Genomic DNA, 19,445 nt, shown 5'->3' with positions numbered 1-19,445 from the left:
AGAACAATTTCTGGGCGGGCTCATATACTAGAATGTATAAGGATTGGATTGCTTATATACGATAGGAGGATGAAGATGAGCAAACGCTTAAAGGAAGTCTTGGCAAACAGGCTGCACATTAGCTTTCTTGAAACGATAGAAAATGATCCCTGTGATTTTGTAGGAACCATGCGGATTACAGTAAGAGAGCAGCAGGAAGATGGAACGCCATGGCTGCATGAAACGACGCGTCATGTCAAACTTTGCGATTCACAGGACGTATGCCGTGAATATGATATTCCCATTGATGCGCAAAGCGGTACGGGCAGTGTCGTAGTGGAATATGTGGAAGGAGTACAGTTGGCTTTAGTACAGGTGGATGAAAATGGCCAACAGATGTTACATGAAGACGAATATGCCATCACCTATAAACTAGATGGTGAAGAAAGTGAAATGGATTATATCAATTTTGTTTTTGACGAGAGATCAAGCGAAACAAGAGAAGTTGAAATTATCAATCGTCGCATTCCTTTAACATCATTGCATATTGAAAAAGTAGTGCTGGATCGTGATGGCTGCCGTATGCCAATAGATCCGCAATGGGAATTTCCAATACGTATCGTGGATATGCGAGGATGTGAACAATGCTTCACTTTGAATGTGGAAAACCAATTTCACATCGTCATTGAGCAACTGCGTGTGGGAAATCGTTATACAATTGAAGAAATGCCACAGCGAGGCTTTTCTGTCAGTTATAGCTTTAACGATGTGGCGAATGTCGATAATGTCTTTGAAATGACACAGGGTGAAAATCATTTGCAAATCATCAATGCCCAAAGTGATACGACCAGCATAACCATTGAGAAATACATTCGCAGCACTTGCGGTGAATTATGCCGGCCAAATCGTTTTGAAGAATTTCAGGTCCGTATTATCGCCTGGAATCAAGATCGCATCATTCGTTTAAATGAGCGAAATAATTTCTGTGTCACCTTATTCGATATGGAACCGGGCTATTATGATATTACGGAAATCAGCGATAATGCCAGCTATGAGGTCAGTTATATCGTCAATGGGCGAAAAGAAACAAATTATGCCAATTTAGAATTAAACAGCTGTGAGGAAGCATCGGTGCTGATTATTAATACCGATCCTGACAATACCTGTAATCCACAACAAGAAAGTCCTCTTCGCATCTGTAAGTTTATTCGTCGCTGTGATGGTTGTATCACACAGCCGGATAAGAAGGACTCTTTCAAGGTCATGTTGTGTGGTTGTGGTCGTAATGATACCTTCTTATTAAATGCCAATAATAATTTTTGTGTCGATGTGGCAGATCTTTGTGAAGGCTGTTACGAGGTCGTAGAATGTTCAGATAAAGATTATATGACGACCTATCGTGTGAACGATGGACCAGAGCGTACCAGTGCCATTGTTGATATCATGTGTGGAGGCTGTAACAGTGTTGCGATTATCAATGAAGAACGCAATCGGGGCAGTGTGAGTATTTGTAAATATGTCCGTAATGCCAATGGTGATTTGGTAAAGCCTCAAAAAGATGAGTGCTTTCAAGTCTCACTGAGCTCTTATTTCTGTAAACGTGATTTTGAATTAAATGTTGATAATGACTGGTGCATGAGCTTTTGTGATCTGCGTTTTGGAGGCTATGAAGTCAGAGAATGCAGTGATTCAGAGTATCAGGTACAATATCAGGTCAATGGAGGGAAAGAATGCAGCAGTGCGCGTTTTGTGATTGATGATTGTTGCGACAACGAGGTAAAAATCATCAATTCTGTGCGTACTTGCAGCAGCGGTATTTTAAAAATTTGTAAATATGAAGAAACCAACAGTCAAGAGCTGGTAAAACCAAGTCAAGATGAAGAATTTTGTGTGGAAGTCAGCGGTCCTTGTTTCTGTGAAAACTATACCCTGCGCTCTTCCAATAACTGGTGTATTTTATTAGAAGGCTTACAGCCGGGAGAATATCAGATACGTGAATGTGATTGTGAGAATTATGATGTCAGTTATCTGGTGAATCGTGAAGTGATGGAGGAAGCCTTTGTTTATCTGGGAACCTGTAATCAGGAAGTTTTGATTATCAATCATCGTAAACACAGCGGACGTTTAAAACTATATACCCTTATTCGGGATTGTGATAAAACGACACGTCTTCCACAGCCCAAAGAGGCATTTGATGTTCTTGTGGAAGGTGTTGACACCTGTGTGCATACGACCTTAAAAGCCAGCAATGGTTGGTGTGTATTATTGGATGATCTGGCTGAAGGAGTATATCGTATCATTCAAAAGGATACGATGGGGTATCATGTCAGCTATGTCATCAATGGTGAAGAATCTAATTTTGCTAAGGTGACATTGGGATTAAATGATATTTCGATTGGTATCATTAATCAAGTTAGAGATTGCAGTGGAATGCTAACCGTTACTAAATATGTACAGCAAGAGGATGGAAGTCTTGTCATGCCTTGTCCTCAAGATAGTTTCACATTTGAATTAAAGGGCAGAGGTTTTACACACACGTACCACCTGAATGAACGCAACGATTTCTGTGTATATTTTGATGATTTAGAAGAGGGACAGTATAGCATTCGCGAGTTATGTGAGGATTATGATGTCACCTATCGCATAAACGGGAAACCGGTAGCCTCAGCTGATGTTACCTTAGGTATGGAAGATATCGATGTAGATATCATCAATACACCACGTATGCATGGTATGGTATGTATTGAAAAGCGTTTGCGCTGTGCTGATCGTATCATTATGCCAGATCCTGACAGCTGTTATCGTATCTTATTAAAAGGTAAAAACTGTCATGAGATTTATGAATTGCATCACGATAATGACTTCTGTGTCTGTCTTACCAATCTGGCAAAGCAGCATTATGAAATTAGTGAACTAGAGCATGAATGCAAACTGTTTGATATCAACGGTAGTTTACAAGATACCGGTTATTTCTTATATGATGGAGAAGAAAAGCATATCACGCTGATAAATGAAGAAGATTTCATTGGCTGTATGGAAATCAACAAGCAAGTAGAAGATGAAGATGGCACACTGCGCCGCCCACAACGCTGGGAACGTTTTGATGTCATTGTGGAAAGTGAAGAGTATAAACGTAAAATCGTCTTATCGCATGAGAATGATTTCTGTATGCGTCTGTATGATTTGCCAAAAGGTCATTATGAAGTTCGTGAAGCAAATGCGGATCATGTCAGCTATATTGTCAATGAATTGCCATGTGAAAGTGCTGTTGTTGATCTTGATGAACAGGATGTTTGTGTTACGATTATCAATCATGCAATAAAGAAGGGCTGTATTGAATTTCAAGGCTGCATAGATGAGGATGGTACCTTATTGATGCCAAAGCCAAAGGATGAGATAGCTGTCACAGTTACAAGCAAACAGGAAGAATATACGTTAACCTTACAAGATGAAAATGAATTTTGTGATTGCTTGTGTGATCTGAAACCACAGGCATATACGGTAAGTGTTCAAGGAAATTACAAGGTGCGTTTTGAAATCGAAGGTCAGGTATTTGAAGATGTGGTATGTATTGAATTAAATGGAGAACATGTTTGTGTCAATGTTGTGGTATCTTCCAATAAAAAAGCGGATATCACCATCCAAAAGCATATCCAGGATGCAGATGGAAGTTTGCAGATGCCTAAGCCAGAGGAGCAGTTTCAGATTACACTGCTGCATAATGGGCGCAAGCAGATGTTTGAACTAAATGCAAAAAATCATTGGACGAAGGTGCTGCAACAGCAGGAAAGCGGGGTTTATGAAATCATCGAGGTGCATGGCGGAACTGATGTTGTCTATCAAATCGATGATGGGGAAGTAAGTAAGCGCGGTTATTTTGAAGTGGGGAAAGACGATGTTACGGTGCATGTAATTAACCGTCAACCAAGCAGAGTGAAATTGCATTTAGAGGCTGTGGTGAAAAATTGTACGCAGGATATCGTATCTCCAAATGCGTCTGATGTCTTTTATATGGATGTGATCAGTCAAGAGAAGAAAAAAACATTCGTTTTAAATCAGGCAAATCATTGGTGTCAAAGTGTGGAAGTCGATCGTGGTGCATATCGTATCATGCAGCAGACAAATGAAGCGTTTGATGAACATTATTATCTGGTAGATGGCGTGCAGCAGCCAAGTGTGGACATTGTGCTGAAACAAAAGGATATGCGTATCACTAGTGTGAATGTAGCCAATTGTGCAAAAGGCACACTGGAAATCAGCAAGGTCATCCGTGATGAAAATTGTGGCTGTTTCAAACGTCCGGATACCGATATGGAATATGAAGTGGAAGTAAGTGGACCAAATGCTTTCCGTGAGGTGCTGACACTATCTGCCGATAATAAATGGCGTGTGCATTTACAGGATCTGGCATGGGGCATGTATCAAGTAAAAGAGTTGGGTGCACAGGATACGCGCTATATTGTCAATGGCGAAATGGAAAGTGAAAAGGCGCAGCTGCAGATTGCAAATACGATGAATACGGTGAAGATCATCAATGAGACAACGCACCATCAGGGAAGTATTGAAATATGTAAACTGCTTAAGGATGAAGAAGGTTGTTATCGTTATCCGGATGTTGATGCTATGTATTGGATCATGATCAAAGGAGAAACGCATAGTAGCAGGGTATTATTAAATCATGCCAATCATTTTTATGCCAGTGTGCGGAATTTAGAGGATGGCTGGTATGAGGTAAGTGAGGAAAGTGGTCGTGATGTCTTATATGTAGTAAACAATGCCACCCCAAGCAAACGGGCCATGGTGCATGTACAGGGCAATGCCAACACCGTCAATGTTATTAATCCTTATCAGACACAGTTGGGACGTATTGACATTTCGAAATATATCATGAGTGGTGATTTATTGATTCGTCCAACGAGTGGATCTTTTGAAGTCATGGTAAGGGGCAATGGAGAAGAAAAAACCTTTACCTTGACGAGTGAAAATGATTTTAGAGCAAGTGTAAAGAATCTGCGTCCTGGTACGTATGAGGTGATAGAGCTGCATGGTGAACGCGTTTCATATATCATCAATCGCACACAACATTTGGATGAGGCAATTATCAAGGTAGCAGGCAATCAGACAAGTGTGCAAGTGGTGAACCATGAAAGAGAACATGGCAGTATCACACTTGCTAAATATGTACGTGAGCATGGGGAACTCATACGACCAACCAAAGGGGAATATGTCTTCCATATCTCAAAACCAAATTTCAATCAGCTGGTCACACTGAATGAAGAAAATGGCTGGATGGCTACTTTGGAGCATTTAGAAGACGGACAATATGTCATTGCGGAAACAACAACTAGCGATAAGGTCAGCTTTATCGTCAATGGCGGCAGTGAATGTGATTATGGCATCGTTGAAGTAGCGGGAAATAGTAATACCGTACAAATCATCAATACGCGAAAACAGCCTGGCGGCAGTATTTTGATGGAGAAATTTATTCGTCGAAATCATGCTCTTGTAAAACCATCCAATGATTTCCAGATTACCATGCATGTATCCAAACCAGGCTTTAATCAGAACTTTATCTTAAATAAAGAGAATAACTGGATGATTCGTTTAGATCATCTGGAAAATGGTATTTATGTGATTGATGAAGTTGATGCACAGGATGATGTGAGTTTCATCATCAATGGCGGCAGCGAAGTTGCCAGAGCTGTGGTAACGGTTCGCAATAATGTCAATACGGTAAATATCATTGATGCACAACCAAAGGAAACCGGCAGTATCCGTATCGAAAAATATGTCCGCAATCTGACAAGTGGAGAATTAGAATTACCTCCTGCCTCCTTCAGCATTCGTGTTCATGTATCAAAACCGGGTTATAATGAGGTGTTTACTTTAAATGCCGCCAATCGTTTTGCGATTACGCTTAGCAATCTGATGGATGGCACATATGTGATTGATGAGGTCGACACAAATGATGAAGTCAGCTTTATCGTCAATGGCGGCAGTGAGGTACGTCATGGCATCGTCAGGGTGCAAGGCAACCGTAATCTGGTTTTGATGATCAATACAAGCAATACGAGTACACTTGGATCATTGACAATTAATAAAGTAGTGCGCAATGCCCAAGGTCAATTGGTCGTCCCAAATGATCATGAACGTTTTGATGTGGATATCATCAGTGATGTATATGAACGTCGCTTTATATTAGATAAGGATAATAATTGGCAGATTCATGTGAATGACTTGCCAAGGGGAAGATATCAGGTCATTGAGCAACTGGCAAAAAATTATCAGGTTTCTTATATTGTAGATAATGAAGAAGAAAGCGAGCAGGCTGCGTTTGATGTTGATGGCACGATGCATACGGTAAAGATTCTCAATACTCGCGCTTCCATCTTATCGACGTTAGAAATTACAAAATTTATCCGTCAGGCAAATGGTACGCTGGTACGTCCAGCCGATGGGGATGAATATGTGGTTGAGGTATCCAATGCTTCCTTCCAGCAGCAACTTCTTTTGAATGGGGGCAATGCGTTCACGTATACACTACGGGATTTAAGTGAAGGAATTTATAATATTCGCGAAATTGATCAGGATGCTTATCGGGTGACCTATCGTGTCAATGGCGGAACGGAAACCGATAGTGCAGCGGTTACCATTACTCCGGGGAAACGCCATATCGTAGAAGTCATTAATGAGCGAACCATCAATCAAAATACAATTGAAGTATTTAAATATATGTTGGATAATGAGGATAACTATCTACCACCGGCTAGCGGACAGGTTTTCCGCTTTGAAATCATCGGTGAAAATATTCGTGACAGCTATGAGTTAAACGAAGCAAATTCTTGGCATCGTTCCTTGACGCAATATCCAAGCGGCATGTATGAAATTCGTGAGATTGGTTCTCCATATCCTGTGCAATATTTGGTGAATTCCGCTGAATTATTAGATGAAGCACGTTTTGAGGCAACCGCCCAGCGTACCAATATCATCGGTATCATCAATCGTCTGCCTAACGTACAAAATGGAACGATGACCTTAACCAAACGCCTGCGTCAAAAAGATGGTTCTTTGGTCTTACCAACCACGCAAAGCTTCATTATCCGAGTCAGTGGAAATGACTTTGAGCGCATGGTGACTTTGGATAAGGAAAATGGCTTCAGTGAGCGATTGGAAAATCTGGCATATCAAAGCTATACGATCGAAGAAATGTCCAGTCCTTATGCCGTCAGCTATATCATTGATGATGGAAAGGAAACAAGTACAGCCAGCGTGGATATCAATAGTGATGCGACACGCACGATCACCATTATTAATACCCGTAATGATTTATTTTACGATGTTGGCAGCGAGTTAGATGATCTGACCATCGTTATTCAATAAATGAAATAAATAAGGGAATGGAAAAGAATTAAATGATGAAAAAAACAAGCAAACAGGTGGAGAAAGCCTTGCGAATCAGAATGTTTTGAAAGAGAAAAAGAGCAGAGGGGAAGGCTTTTATAAGAACTGATGCATGAGAAATGAAGCATATGAAAAACGAGGATCCATAAGGTTTTTCACATGCCTAAATAACAATATCGGTAAAGGAAAAGAGGATGAAAACGCCTCTTTTCTTTCATTTGTAAATCATTTATTTACAATTTGTGAAAAAATAAGCAACAAACTTTTCAAAGTTGGAAATTTTTGAGTAAGAATAGTTAGAAACTCATAAAAATACAAGAAAATACCTAGTAAAATCACAAATTTAGTTTTATAATATGGGAGTATAAAGTTATGCAAGGAGGAAAACAAATGACTAAGAAATTTATGTCAATGGACGGTAATACAGCTGCGGCTCATTGCGCCTATGCGTTTACCGAACTATCTGCGATTTACCCAATCACTCCATCTTCACCAATGGCTGAAGTTGTGGATCAGTGGGCTACTCAAGGTCGCAAGAATATTTTTGACAGCGTAGTAAAAGTTGCTGAATTACAGTCTGAAGGTGGAGCTGCTGGTGCTGTACACGGTGCATTGCAGGCAGGTACACTGGCTACGACATTTACAGCTTCTCAGGGTCTGTTGCTGATGATTCCTAACATCTATAAGATGGTTGGTGAATGTCTGCCAGGCGTTATCCACGTTGCTGCACGTGCATTAGCTACAAGAGCATTGAACATCTTCGGTGATCACGAAGACGTATATGCATGCCGTCAGACAGGTGCTTGTATGTTGGCAAGCCACTCTGTACAGGAAGCAATGGATCTGGCTGGTGTTGCTCACTTGTCAGCAATCAAAGGTTCTGTACCATTCCTGCACTTCTTTGATGGATTCCGTACATCTCATGAAATTCAGAAAATTGAAGTAATGGATACTGAAGTATTCAAAGACCTGATCGATCAGGAAGCTTTGGCTAAATTCCGTAAAAATGCTTTGAACCCACACACGAACCCAGTTACCCGTGGTGGTGCTGAAAACGACGACATTTTCTTCCAGGGTGTCGAAGCTAGAAATAAACACTTTGAAGCAATCCCTGATATCGTTGCTGATTACATGAAGAAAATCAGCGAGATCACAGGACGTGAATATGCGCCATTTACTTACTATGGTGCTGAAGATGCAGAACGTATCATCGTTGCGATGGGTTCTGTAACAGAAGCTGCAAAAGAAACCATTGATGCATTAGTTGCACAGGGTGAAAAAGTTGGTATGATCAAGGTTCACTTGTATCGTCCATTCTCTGTAAAATACTTAACTGCTGTATTGCCTAAGACAGTGAAGAAAATTGCTGTATTAGACCGTACAAAAGAAACTGGTGCTACTGGTGAACCTCTGTACTTAGATGTACTTGCTGCATTAAAAGATACAGATATCGAAATCATCGGTGGACGTTATGGTATGGGATCTAAGGATACGCAGGCATACCACATTAAGGGCGTATTTGATCACTTGAAAGAAGAAAAAATGATCAATGGCTTCACTGTTGGTATCAATGATGATGTAACGCATTTGAGCTTGCCTTGGGATGAAAACTTCCATATCCCTGCAGACTACACTAGCTGCCTGTTCTGGGGATTAGGTTCTGATGGTACCGTTTCTGCAAACAAATCTACGGTTAAGATCATTGGTGATAACACAGATATGTATGCACAGGCTTACTTTGCATATGACTCTAAAAAAGCCGGTGGTGTAACACGTTCTCACTTGCGTTTTGGACATTCTCCAATTCACTCAACATATTACATCAGCAACGCTGACTTCATTTCTTGTTCATTAGACGCTTACATGTTCAAATATGACATGGTCAAAGATATTAAAGAAGGCGGTACTTTCTTGCTGAATACAACATTCTCTAAGGAAGAAATCGTTGCGCATATGCCAAATCGTATGAAAGCACAGTTGGCTAAGAAACATGCGAAATTCTACATCATCAACGCAACGAAGATTGCTCAGGAAATCGGTATGGGACGTAGAACAAATACCATTCTGCAGTCTGCATTCTTCGCATTGAATGAGCAGATCATGCCATTAGAAACGGCTGTTGATCTGATGAAAGCAGCTGCTAAGAAATCTTACTCTAAGAAGGGTGATGCTGTTGTTCAGCTGAACTACAAGGCTATCGATGCTGGTAAAGACGGCTTGGTTGAAATCGCTGTTGACCCTACTTGGGCTGATCTGCCTTACAACTCAGATCGTAAACTGACTGGTGATGAATACTTCGATAACCATGTCGCAGTTATCAACGGTTTGGAAGGATACGATATGCCAGTATCTGCATTTGCAGGAGACTTCTTACTGGATGGTTCTATCCGTAATAATGTAGCATTTAATGAAAAACGTACAATTGCTGTTCAGGTTCCTACTTGGCATCCAGAAAACTGTATCCAGTGTGGTATCTGTAGCTTCGTATGTCCTCATGCAACGATTCGTCCATTCTTATTGACAGATGAAGAAGTTGCTAACGCTCCAATGGAATTCAAGACAATCCAGGCAATGGGTAAAGGTGTTGAAAACTTGAAATACCGTATCCAGGTAACTCCTGCTAACTGTGTAGGATGTGGATTGTGTGCTGTTGAATGTCCAGGTAAGGGCGGTAACAAGGCTCTGGAAATGGTTGATATCAATGAAAAACTTGATCAGGAACCATTGGCAGATTACCTGTTCAAACAAACAGAATACAAAACAGAATACTTCCCAACAGATACAGTGAAGGGTTCTCAGTTCTTGATGCCTTACTTTGAAGTAAGTGGATCTTGTCCTGGATGTGGAGAAACTCCATACTACAAACTGGTTTCTCAGTTATTCGGTAAAGACATGTTGGTTGCAAACGCTACTGGATGTTCAATGATCTACTGTTCTTCAACTCCATCTACTCCATTTGTAAATGATGCAAACGGTGAAGGTGTTGCTTGGGCGAACTCTCTGTTCGAAGACAATGCAGAATTCGGTTATGGTATGGCATTATCTCAGAACTACAAAGAAGCTCGTATCTTGAAAGCTATGGAAGACAACATGGAAAATGTTGAACCAGCTCTGAAAGATGCATTTGCTAAGTATCTGGAAGTTCACGGTGATCGTGAAGCGGAAAGAGCAATTGCTCCAACGATTAAAGAATTGGCTGCTAAATCTGACATTCCAGCTGTAAAAGAATTGGCTGAAGTTGACTTAGTAAGCAAATCTATCTGGATCGTCGGTGGTGACGGATGGGCTTATGACATCGGTTACGGTGGATTAGACCATGTATTGGCAAACGATTTGAACGTAAACGTTTTGGTATTAGATACTGAAGTTTACTCTAACACAGGTGGTCAGTCTTCTAAATCTAGTCAGGCAGCTTCTATCGCGAAGTTTGCAGCTGGTGGTAAGACAACAGCTAAGAAAGATTTAGGACAGATTGCTATGGCATATGGTCATGTATATGTAGCTGCTATCTCTATGGGTGCAAATAAGGCACAGACACTGAAAGCAATCAAAGAGGCAGAAAGCTATGATGGACCATCTCTGATCTTGGCTTACTCTCCTTGTGCTGAACACGGTATCAAGGGCGGTTTAGCTAACCACCAGAGAACACAGGCGAAAGCTGTAGAATGTGGTTACTTCGATCTGTATCGTTATGACCCAAGAAAAGAACAGCCTTTGACAATCGACTCTAAAGAGCCTGATTACGATAAGATGTTAGACTTCATGATGACGGAAACACGCTACTCTCAGCTGCCTAAGCTGAAAGGCGAAACAGCATACGAAATGTTTGAAAAGACAAAGAAAGATGCTATGAAACGTCATAAGAGATTACTGGCTATCGCTAAAGAATCAATGTAAGAAACTTGTAAAGCTGGCACAAACGTGTCAGCTTTTTTCATCTGCTGCTATGCGATAGGCATACAACATCATGCTTTTTTTCATTCTTCATGTTTTAGAAAACACTTTTCTAACGTCATGTAGGAATTTCAGGCATATTTTGTTATAATGAATATCATCAAAGAAGGTGGATGTATGGCAAATAAGAAAAGAGTGCAGCGAAGGAAAAAGAAAAAAGGAAAAAGTCCCATACGCTTTCTTTTCATTCTATTGACAGAGTTAGTTGTGTTACTTGGCATACTGCTGTATTTATACATCTATCATCCTGATAACCCGATATCCACTGCCTTACATAAAATGATAGATCCCATTCCTGAGGTGGTTTTGGATGCCGGACATGGTGGATATGATAGTGGCAGCGAATTTAATGGGGTTCTTGAAAAAGATGTAACGCTGGCATTAACAAAAGATATAGGGGCTGCCTTAGAAGCAAAAGGAATTCCTGTCTGTTATACAAGAGAGAGTGATGACGTTGCTTGGCCTGCAGATAATATAAAGGATCTAGATGCACGTGTTCAGATCGCAAACACAAGTGGGGCAAAACTATTTGTATCGATTCATACCAATGCCAGTGAAACCAAAACGGGTAGTGGCTTTGAAATATGGGGCGATTATAACGATAAAACGATTTTAAACTTCGCCAAGCATATCCAGACCAGTGTTAACACATTAGGTTATACAATGGATCGTGGGTTGAAGGATGTCGCTATTTCCCCTTTACAAGTTTTGTATAAGAATAAATTGCCAAGTGTCTTATTAGAGGCAGGATTTCTGGAAAGCGAGCGTGATCGAGCATATCTCTTGCAGGATGGCAGACGCAAAGCTTTTGCGAATAAGATTGCTGAGGGAATATATAAGACCTTACAAGATGAAAAGAAGAAACATTCATAATAGGTACATGAGAAGATATTCATAAGAACGAAAAAGAAGAACTAAGCCAAATACAATGCATCATAAAACCAAACGAGTGCGAACGCTATCATTTGACAAAAATTGCACTCTTTTTCTTATGCATTTACTGGCATAATCATGACAGATAAGGTAAAATGATACTATAGAAAAGGGAGAAGGTGCTGTATGAAGGATATCATTCATATCATCGGTCACAAGAATCCAGACACAGATTCCATTGTCGCATCCATTGCCTATGCAGAATTGAAACGGAAGATGGGAATGAATGCTATTGCTTGCCGCATTGGCGATCTGAATCCAGAGACGGATTTTGTTTTAAAGAAATTTCATGTGAATGAACCGGTGTATATACAAAATGCAAAAGTAAAGCTTTATGATGTACCTTTTGATGATCCATTGATCATACGAAAAGAATGTACGATCAAAGAGGCGTGGGAGCGTATAGCAGCCAATCGCACAAGTGCATTATATGTTGTGGATAAAGAACAGAAGCTGATTGGAGTTGTGTCCATGTCGGATATTTCCAATATTTTATTAAATGATAAGGGGCCTGGAAATAAAACGTTAATGCGCAATACACCAAGCGACAATATCGTAAAGGTGTTACAGGGAAAGTATGTATTTAAAAGTGAACGCTATCATCCCAATGGGGAAGTGCATATCCTAGGCAGTCGCAAAGACTGTTATGCGGACATTAGTTATAAAGATAGTATCGTCATCATGCGAGATGATTTGGCATTACAAAAACGTGTCATCCAAGATGGGGCAGCCTGTCTGATCTTAGTTGATGTGGATATTATTTCCCAGGGCATACAACGTTTAGCAAAGGAAAAACATACGACGATTATCAAAACTGATCTCAGTATGTTATGTACGGTTAGAAGAGTGTTTAAAGCACCTTGTGTAGGAATGATCATGAAACGGAAGATCATATGTTTTAACAATCATGCGTATATTGATGATGTTTACAATAAGATGTCGAAGAGTCGTTTCCGTTCTTATCCGGTCGTAAACAATCAAGGGGTGGTCTTAGGCTCCATCTCACGATATCACCTATTAAATTATCAGAAGAAAAAATTTATTTTGGTTGATCATAATGAGTTAAGCCAAAGTATCGATTATTTAAAAGAAGCTGAGGTATTGGAAGTTGTCGATCATCATCGCATCGGAGATGTAGAAACAACGACACCGATTCGTTTCCGTAATGAAATTATTGGCAGTACTTGCTCGATCATTGCGAAAATGTATCAGGAAGCACATATTGCACCGGAAAAAACAACGGCAGCTATTTTATGCTGTGCTATTATCTCTGATACAATGAATTTTAATTCACCAACGACAACACCCGCAGATAAAGAAATCGCCAAAGGACTTGCGGAATTAGCAGAAGTTGATCTTGATGCCCTAGCAAAGGAAATGTTTGGTGCCGTAGCAACCATTAAAGGAAGAACGATGTCAGAAATCTTATATAATGATTTCAAAGAATATAATATTGATGGTAAGCGTATCGCCATTGGTCAGATTAATATTGCGGATGAACAAGAAATCGTAGAAGTTCGCGAAGCCTTTTTAGAATACATGGAAACCATCAATGCAATCAATAAGTTTGATTTATTGATGATGTGTTTTACTTCTGCTGATGGCAGTGGCAGTAATCTCTTATTTATCGGTCCTTTAGCTGGTGTAGTAGATGAAGCATTTAAGGAAGATATCATGGATGATTTATATTTTGTGGATGGCGTAATCTCACGTAAAAAACAAATCATTCCGGCTCTTTCAAAACAGTTGGGGGAATTGTAAAGATTGTGTTAAATTGTGGTTTATGGTTTACTTTATGAACAAACAATGATAAAATCGTTAACAATAAGGGAGTAGTCAGTACCATATACGTGGTGCGGATCTGGTCAACAACCCCGAATAGAACCTATTCTGGTCAGATTCTTTATATGACAAGACTTATAAAAGGAATGCACTTTTTATGAGTCTTGTTTTTTATTGATAAAACGGTCAAGACTATAGAAGTGCTCATAAGAAAAGTGAGGTTTTTTAGATGAAACAGTTTTATCAGATGGAATGTGAAGAAACTCTGCAGCTGTTGGAAACAAAGCAAGCTGGCTTATCCCAAACAGAAGTTTTGCAACGTCAGGAACGCTATGGCAAAAATGTATTAGAGGAAGTTAAGGCAAAACCAATCTGGCAGATTTTTTTAGCACAATTTAAGGATCTGCTTGTTATCATTTTGATTGTGGCTGGTATTATCTCGATGATTAGCGGAGAAGTGGAAAGTACGATCGTTATATTATCTGTGATTACCTTAAATGCATTTTTGGGAACATATCAAAGTGTGAAAGCCCAAAAATCATTGGATGCATTAAAGCAGCTTTCTACACCTCATACACGCATTATGCGTGATGGTGAAACGATGGAGGTAAAAAGCAGTGAATTAACGGTTGGCGATATCATGTTGCTAGAGGCAGGCGATGTTGTTGGGGCAGATGCCAGAATCATTGAAAATTATTCATTGCAGGTGAATGAGAGTGCATTGACCGGTGAAGTGGAAAGTGTGGAAAAAAGCAGTGCGCCATTATATGGAGAATGTGCATTGGGCGATCAAAAAAACATGGTGTTTGCTAGCGGTCTTGTCACCTATGGACGAGCCAAATGCGTTGTCACAGCCATTGGCATGCAAACGGAAATCGGGAAAATTGCCACGTTGATGAATGCGACAAAAGAGCGAAAGACACCATTGCAGTTGACATTGGATGATTTCAGCCGCAAGCTCAGTATGGCAATCATCGCAATTTGTATCATTGTCTTTGGCTTAAATGTATGGCAAGGAAATCCTATCTTAGATGCTTTGATGTTTGCGGTAGCTTTAGCAGTTGCGGCAATTCCAGAGGCACTTGCCAGTATCGTAACGATCGTGCTTGCGATGGGAACATCCCAAATGGCAAAGGAACATGCCATCATTAAAAATATCAATTCTGTTGAAAGCTTAGGCTGTGTATCCGTCATTTGTTCCGATAAAACCGGTACGCTGACGCAAAATAAAATGACTGCACAACAAGTATATTGCAACAATACCTTACTAGCCGCTGCCAATATGGAAGAAGGACGTCCATTGGAGCGCATGATGATGCTAGGTTTTGCTTTATGCTGTGATGCACAGACAACGCCTTCCCAGCGCATTGGCGATCCTACAGAATTGGCATTGGTCGATCTATTAGAATTGCACCATATTGATGAGTTGACAACAAGAAGCAAATATCCAAGAATTGATGAGAATCCATTCGATTCCCAACGAAAACTGATGTCTACCTTACATGTTATTGATGGGAAAAAGACATTGCTGTTAAAAGGTGCTTGTGATGAAATCTTGCGAAAGACGACACATATCATGAAGGCAGATGGGATTCATGAAATCGATGAGAAAGAGCGTCAGGAAATCTTACAAAGAAATATGCAATTTGCCGATCAAGGGCTAAGAGTCTTAGGCTTTGCTTATCGAATCTTACCGGATAGCTATACTAAAATTACGTTAGCGGATGAGGAAGAACTCATTTTCCTTGGTCTGGTATCGTTAATGGATCCACCGCGTGAAGAAAGCAAAGCAGCTGTGGAACATTGTCTTCGCGCAGGCATTACACCGGTGATGATTACAGGCGATCATAAGGTGACTGCCCGTAGTATTGCCAAAGCATTGGGTATTTACCAGGATGGCGATGTATGTATTGATGGCAATGAATTAAATGCTATGAGTGAAGAAGAGCTTATGGAACGTTTAGAAAGCATCAAGGTTTATGCACGTGTGGCACCGGAACATAAGATACGTATCGTTCATGCATGGCAAAAGAAGGGGCATATCGCAGCGATGACAGGGGATGGCGTAAATGACGCACCGGCGTTAAAACAAGCAGATATTGGTATTGCCATGGGTATTACCGGTACGGAAGTCAGTAAAGATGCAGCCAGCATGATCTTAACAGATGATAACTTTGCGACGATTGTAAAAGCAGTAGCTACCGGAAGAAATATCTATGCCAATATTAAAAACAGCATCATTTATTTATTAAGCGGGAATTTATCCGGCATCATCTGTGTACTTGCGGCTTCTTTATTAGCATTACCACTACCTTTTTTACCAGTGCATCTGTTATTCATTAATCTTGTAACAGATTCCTTGCCAGCCATTGCCATCGGCATGGAACATTCAACTAAGGATATTTTAAAAGAGAAACCACGCAATCCTAAGGAAGGCATTTTAACCCCAGCCACTATGAAGCAATTAGGCATCCAAGGTATATTGATTGCCTTGGTAACCATGAGTGCTTATTTCATAGGATTAAAAAGCAGTTGGGAGATTGCTACGACGATGGCATTTTCGACCTTGTGTTTAGCTCGTTTATTTCATGGCTTTAACTGTCGCAGCAAACATTCCTTGTATCGTATCGGTCTTTTTTCAAACCTGTATACAATTGGAGCATTCATCATAGGTGTTCTATTCTTATCTTGTATCTTATTGATACCGGCATTGCATGGCTTATTCTCTGTAACTACTTTATCATGGGAACAGCTCTTGGTAATCGTAGGTTTGGCCATCACACCAACCATATTGATACAGGCATACAAAATGTTTCATCATTTATAATGTATGAAAGATGCTCTTTTAGGGGCATCTTTTTCATAATGTACAGAATGGGTGAAAGGATAAGAAAGTATCCCGTTTGTGTTTTTATGATAGAAATAATCAAATGCCAATATTTGTTGCTTGGTATTAATGTAATTTGACGTGCATGCTAGAGGAAGCACAGAAAGTATGCTAAGATACTTTTGTAAAAAAACTTTATTCGATGGATAAGTAAGGAGATATAGTATGAAAAAGATTGTGAAGATATCCCCCTTTTATGAGCCGCGTATGTGGGGAGGCGGCAAGCGTTTACGGGAGGAGTTTCATTACGAAACAACGATAGCGCCACTTGGAGAGGTGTACAATGTTGTCGCATTAAAGAACCACGCGGATTGTATGGTGGAAGAATTGCAGATGACCTTATCTCAGTTGTATGAACAAAAACCGGATTGGTTTCAATGTGAAACTGCTGAATTACCGATTCGAGTAAACATCTTGGATCCTATGGATAAACTTTCTGTCCAGATTCACCCTGACGATGCTTTTGCGAAACACTATAATGGCGGCCGTGGAAAACCAGAGGCTTGGGTCATCTTAGATACTACAGAAGATGGAGAAATCCAATTCGGTCATCATGCGAAAACCAAAGAAGAATTTATGCAAATGACAGAAGCAAATGATTTTGTGCATTTATTAAAATACTTAAAGGCAGTAAAGGATGGGTTTATTGATATTCCAAGCGGTACCTTACATGCCATTGGCAAAGGAGTCTTGACTTACAATATTTCACGCAATGCAGATTGTACCTTACGTTTATATGATTATGATCGCATTGATCCTGCAACCGGGAAAAAACGTGATATCCAACCAAAAGCGGTTTATGATAATGTGAATATACCTGACACCTCCACAACATTTGTCGTCTATCCAAGTGCCTATGAAAGAGGAATTCATGTGACACGCTATTGGGATGAACCCGGTCTATATACTCTGCTGCGCTTACAAGTGGAAGCACAAGGAAGCTTTAAACATGATCGTTTCGCCTTTTATACCTGTGTGAAAGGCGAAGGCAGCATTCAGGGCGTACCTATACGTCAAGGAGAAACCATGCTAGTGCCTCATGGTATGGGCATGTTAGAATTCAAAGGAGTGATGGATTTGTTTTTAGCAAGTTATCGCAATGAGAAGGATGAGGCATAGGCCTCGTTTTTCTTTACAATTACTAGCAAACTGCTTATAATAAGGAAGATTGGAGGGATTGGATGCCAAGAATTGGAAGACGTATCTTAAAATCCAGTCTTGCGGTGTTTTTATGCTTTGTCATTTATTTGCTGCGTGGGCAGGAAGGCATCGTGTTTTATTCCTGTATCGCTGCGGTATTATGCATTCAACAAGATGTTACAAATAGTAAACGTGTCGCTTTTAACCGTATCAAAGGAACTTTTTTAGGCGGTTTTATCGGCATGGCGGTATTATTATTTGAACAAAGCTTTATTTCTCAGGACTATATGCTGATTCAATATATCATCATTTCTGTAACGATTATCGTTGTCATCTATCTAAGCGTATTGTTAAATATGAAAAGTGCTTCTTATATTTCTTGTGTCGTATTTATGAGTATAACCGTATCCCATGCAATGGATGTAAATCCTTATCTATTTGCCATAAATCGTATGATTGATACATTAATCGGTATTTTCGTTGCATTATTCATTAACGGTGTGCATTTGCCTAACCATCATCATGATACCAGCTTATTTGTTGTTAGTTTAGAACATGGTTTATATAATGAAGAAGGACAACTCAGCGCATATACCAAAGTAAAAATGAAACAGTTGCTGGAACGACATGCCAATATTGCTATCATGAGTGAGCAAAGTCCGGTGGATGTTTTATCAGAACTCAAGGATATTCCCTTGCAGTTACCGTTAATTGCTATGAATGGTGCCTGTTGTTACGATATAAAAAAACAAGAGTATCAACATTGCCAGTACATAAATGAGGCAAGCATGAAACGTCTGTTGACCATCTTTCAAGACGCAAAGATCAATTGTTTTATTCATACGGTAATCCATCAGATCTTACATGTCTATTACCAAGATCTGCATCATGCCGTAGAAGAAGAGTATTATCATCGTATGCGAAAGACGCCTTATAAAAACTACATCTGTCAGGATGTGAAAGATATGAAAAATGCCTTGATGATATTGGTAATGGAAAAAAAGGAAAAGCTGTCACTTCTCTATGAGCAGCTGCTTGCCTTGCAAGATCCTTCCATTCGCATGATTTATAAGAATGATGAAGAACATCATGCATATGCCATTTTGGAAATATATAGTGCAACAGCATGTAAAGATCGTATAATCAGTGAAGTAATGCTGAAAAAAGCTTTTACTACACTATATGTTATTTCTGAAGAAGATTCTCGTCTTTTACAGATGTCTGATAAGCGCTTTGTAAAATCAAATACAGCTGTTCATTATGTCGAAGTTGATAAAAAGAAAGAAGATGGAGCTATCCGAATGGTCGAAAAATGTTATCGTAAACGACATTAAATTCATTAAAATAGGACATAAAAAAGGTTGAGAAT

At 39.9% G+C, this 19,445-nt stretch carries 7 protein-coding genes; all 7 read left to right on the top strand.

The genetic code is table 11. The features are described from left to right. Positions 1–75: 75 nt before the first annotated feature. The gene (locus KJS44_RS10995) at positions 76–7,359 is read left to right on the top strand and encodes an MSCRAMM family protein (RefSeq protein WP_008687321.1); all 7,284 of its coding nucleotides are present in this window, start codon (positions 76–78) and stop codon (positions 7,357–7,359) included. Between the two features lie 411 nt (positions 7,360–7,770). Then, positions 7,771–11,277 carry a pyruvate:ferredoxin (flavodoxin) oxidoreductase gene (nifJ, locus tag KJS44_RS10990; protein WP_017144701.1) on the top strand — a complete coding sequence of 1,169 codons (3,507 nt, stop codon included), beginning with the start codon at positions 7,771–7,773 and terminating at the stop codon, positions 11,275–11,277. A gap of 174 nt (positions 11,278–11,451) precedes the next feature. Further along, a complete protein-coding gene (locus KJS44_RS10985) occupies positions 11,452–12,207 on the top strand; it encodes an N-acetylmuramoyl-L-alanine amidase (protein WP_008687323.1) in 756 nt (251 codons plus the stop codon). A gap of 186 nt (positions 12,208–12,393) precedes the next feature. Then, positions 12,394–14,028, top strand: a complete 1,635-nt coding sequence (locus KJS44_RS10980) for a putative manganese-dependent inorganic diphosphatase (protein WP_008687325.1) — start codon at positions 12,394–12,396, stop codon at positions 14,026–14,028. A gap of 250 nt (positions 14,029–14,278) precedes the next feature. Next, the gene (locus KJS44_RS10975) at positions 14,279–16,876 is read left to right on the top strand and encodes a cation-translocating P-type ATPase (RefSeq protein WP_008687327.1); all 2,598 of its coding nucleotides are present in this window, start codon (positions 14,279–14,281) and stop codon (positions 16,874–16,876) included. A gap of 225 nt (positions 16,877–17,101) precedes the next feature. Continuing rightward, on the top strand, positions 17,102–18,055 hold the full coding sequence (locus KJS44_RS10970) for a type I phosphomannose isomerase catalytic subunit (protein ID WP_008687329.1): 954 nt from the start codon (positions 17,102–17,104) through the stop codon (positions 18,053–18,055). Positions 18,056–18,117: 62 nt separating this feature from the next. Continuing rightward, positions 18,118–19,410 carry an HAD hydrolase family protein gene (locus tag KJS44_RS10965; protein ID WP_008687330.1) on the top strand — a complete coding sequence of 431 codons (1,293 nt, stop codon included), beginning with the start codon at positions 18,118–18,120 and terminating at the stop codon, positions 19,408–19,410. The last annotated feature ends 35 nt before the right edge of the window (positions 19,411–19,445 follow it).

The sequence above is a fragment of the Longicatena caecimuris genome (assembly GCF_018406465.1).
Taxonomy (GTDB): Bacteria; Bacillota_I; Bacilli_A; order Erysipelotrichales; family Erysipelotrichaceae; genus Longicatena; species Longicatena caecimuris.
This window is presented reverse-complemented; position numbering and strand designations above follow the sequence as displayed.

Coding starts and splice junctions, on each gene's coding strand:
- KJS44_RS10995 (WP_008687321.1), top strand. CDS start 76: ATGAGCAAACGCTTAAAGGAAGTCTTGGCAAACAGGCTGCACATTAGC.
- nifJ (WP_017144701.1), top strand. CDS start 7,771: ATGACTAAGAAATTTATGTCAATGGACGGTAATACAGCTGCGGCTCAT.
- KJS44_RS10985 (WP_008687323.1), top strand. CDS start 11,452: ATGGCAAATAAGAAAAGAGTGCAGCGAAGGAAAAAGAAAAAAGGAAAA.
- KJS44_RS10980 (WP_008687325.1), top strand. CDS start 12,394: ATGAAGGATATCATTCATATCATCGGTCACAAGAATCCAGACACAGAT.
- KJS44_RS10975 (WP_008687327.1), top strand. CDS start 14,279: ATGAAACAGTTTTATCAGATGGAATGTGAAGAAACTCTGCAGCTGTTG.
- KJS44_RS10970 (WP_008687329.1), top strand. CDS start 17,102: ATGAAAAAGATTGTGAAGATATCCCCCTTTTATGAGCCGCGTATGTGG.
- KJS44_RS10965 (WP_008687330.1), top strand. CDS start 18,118: ATGCCAAGAATTGGAAGACGTATCTTAAAATCCAGTCTTGCGGTGTTT.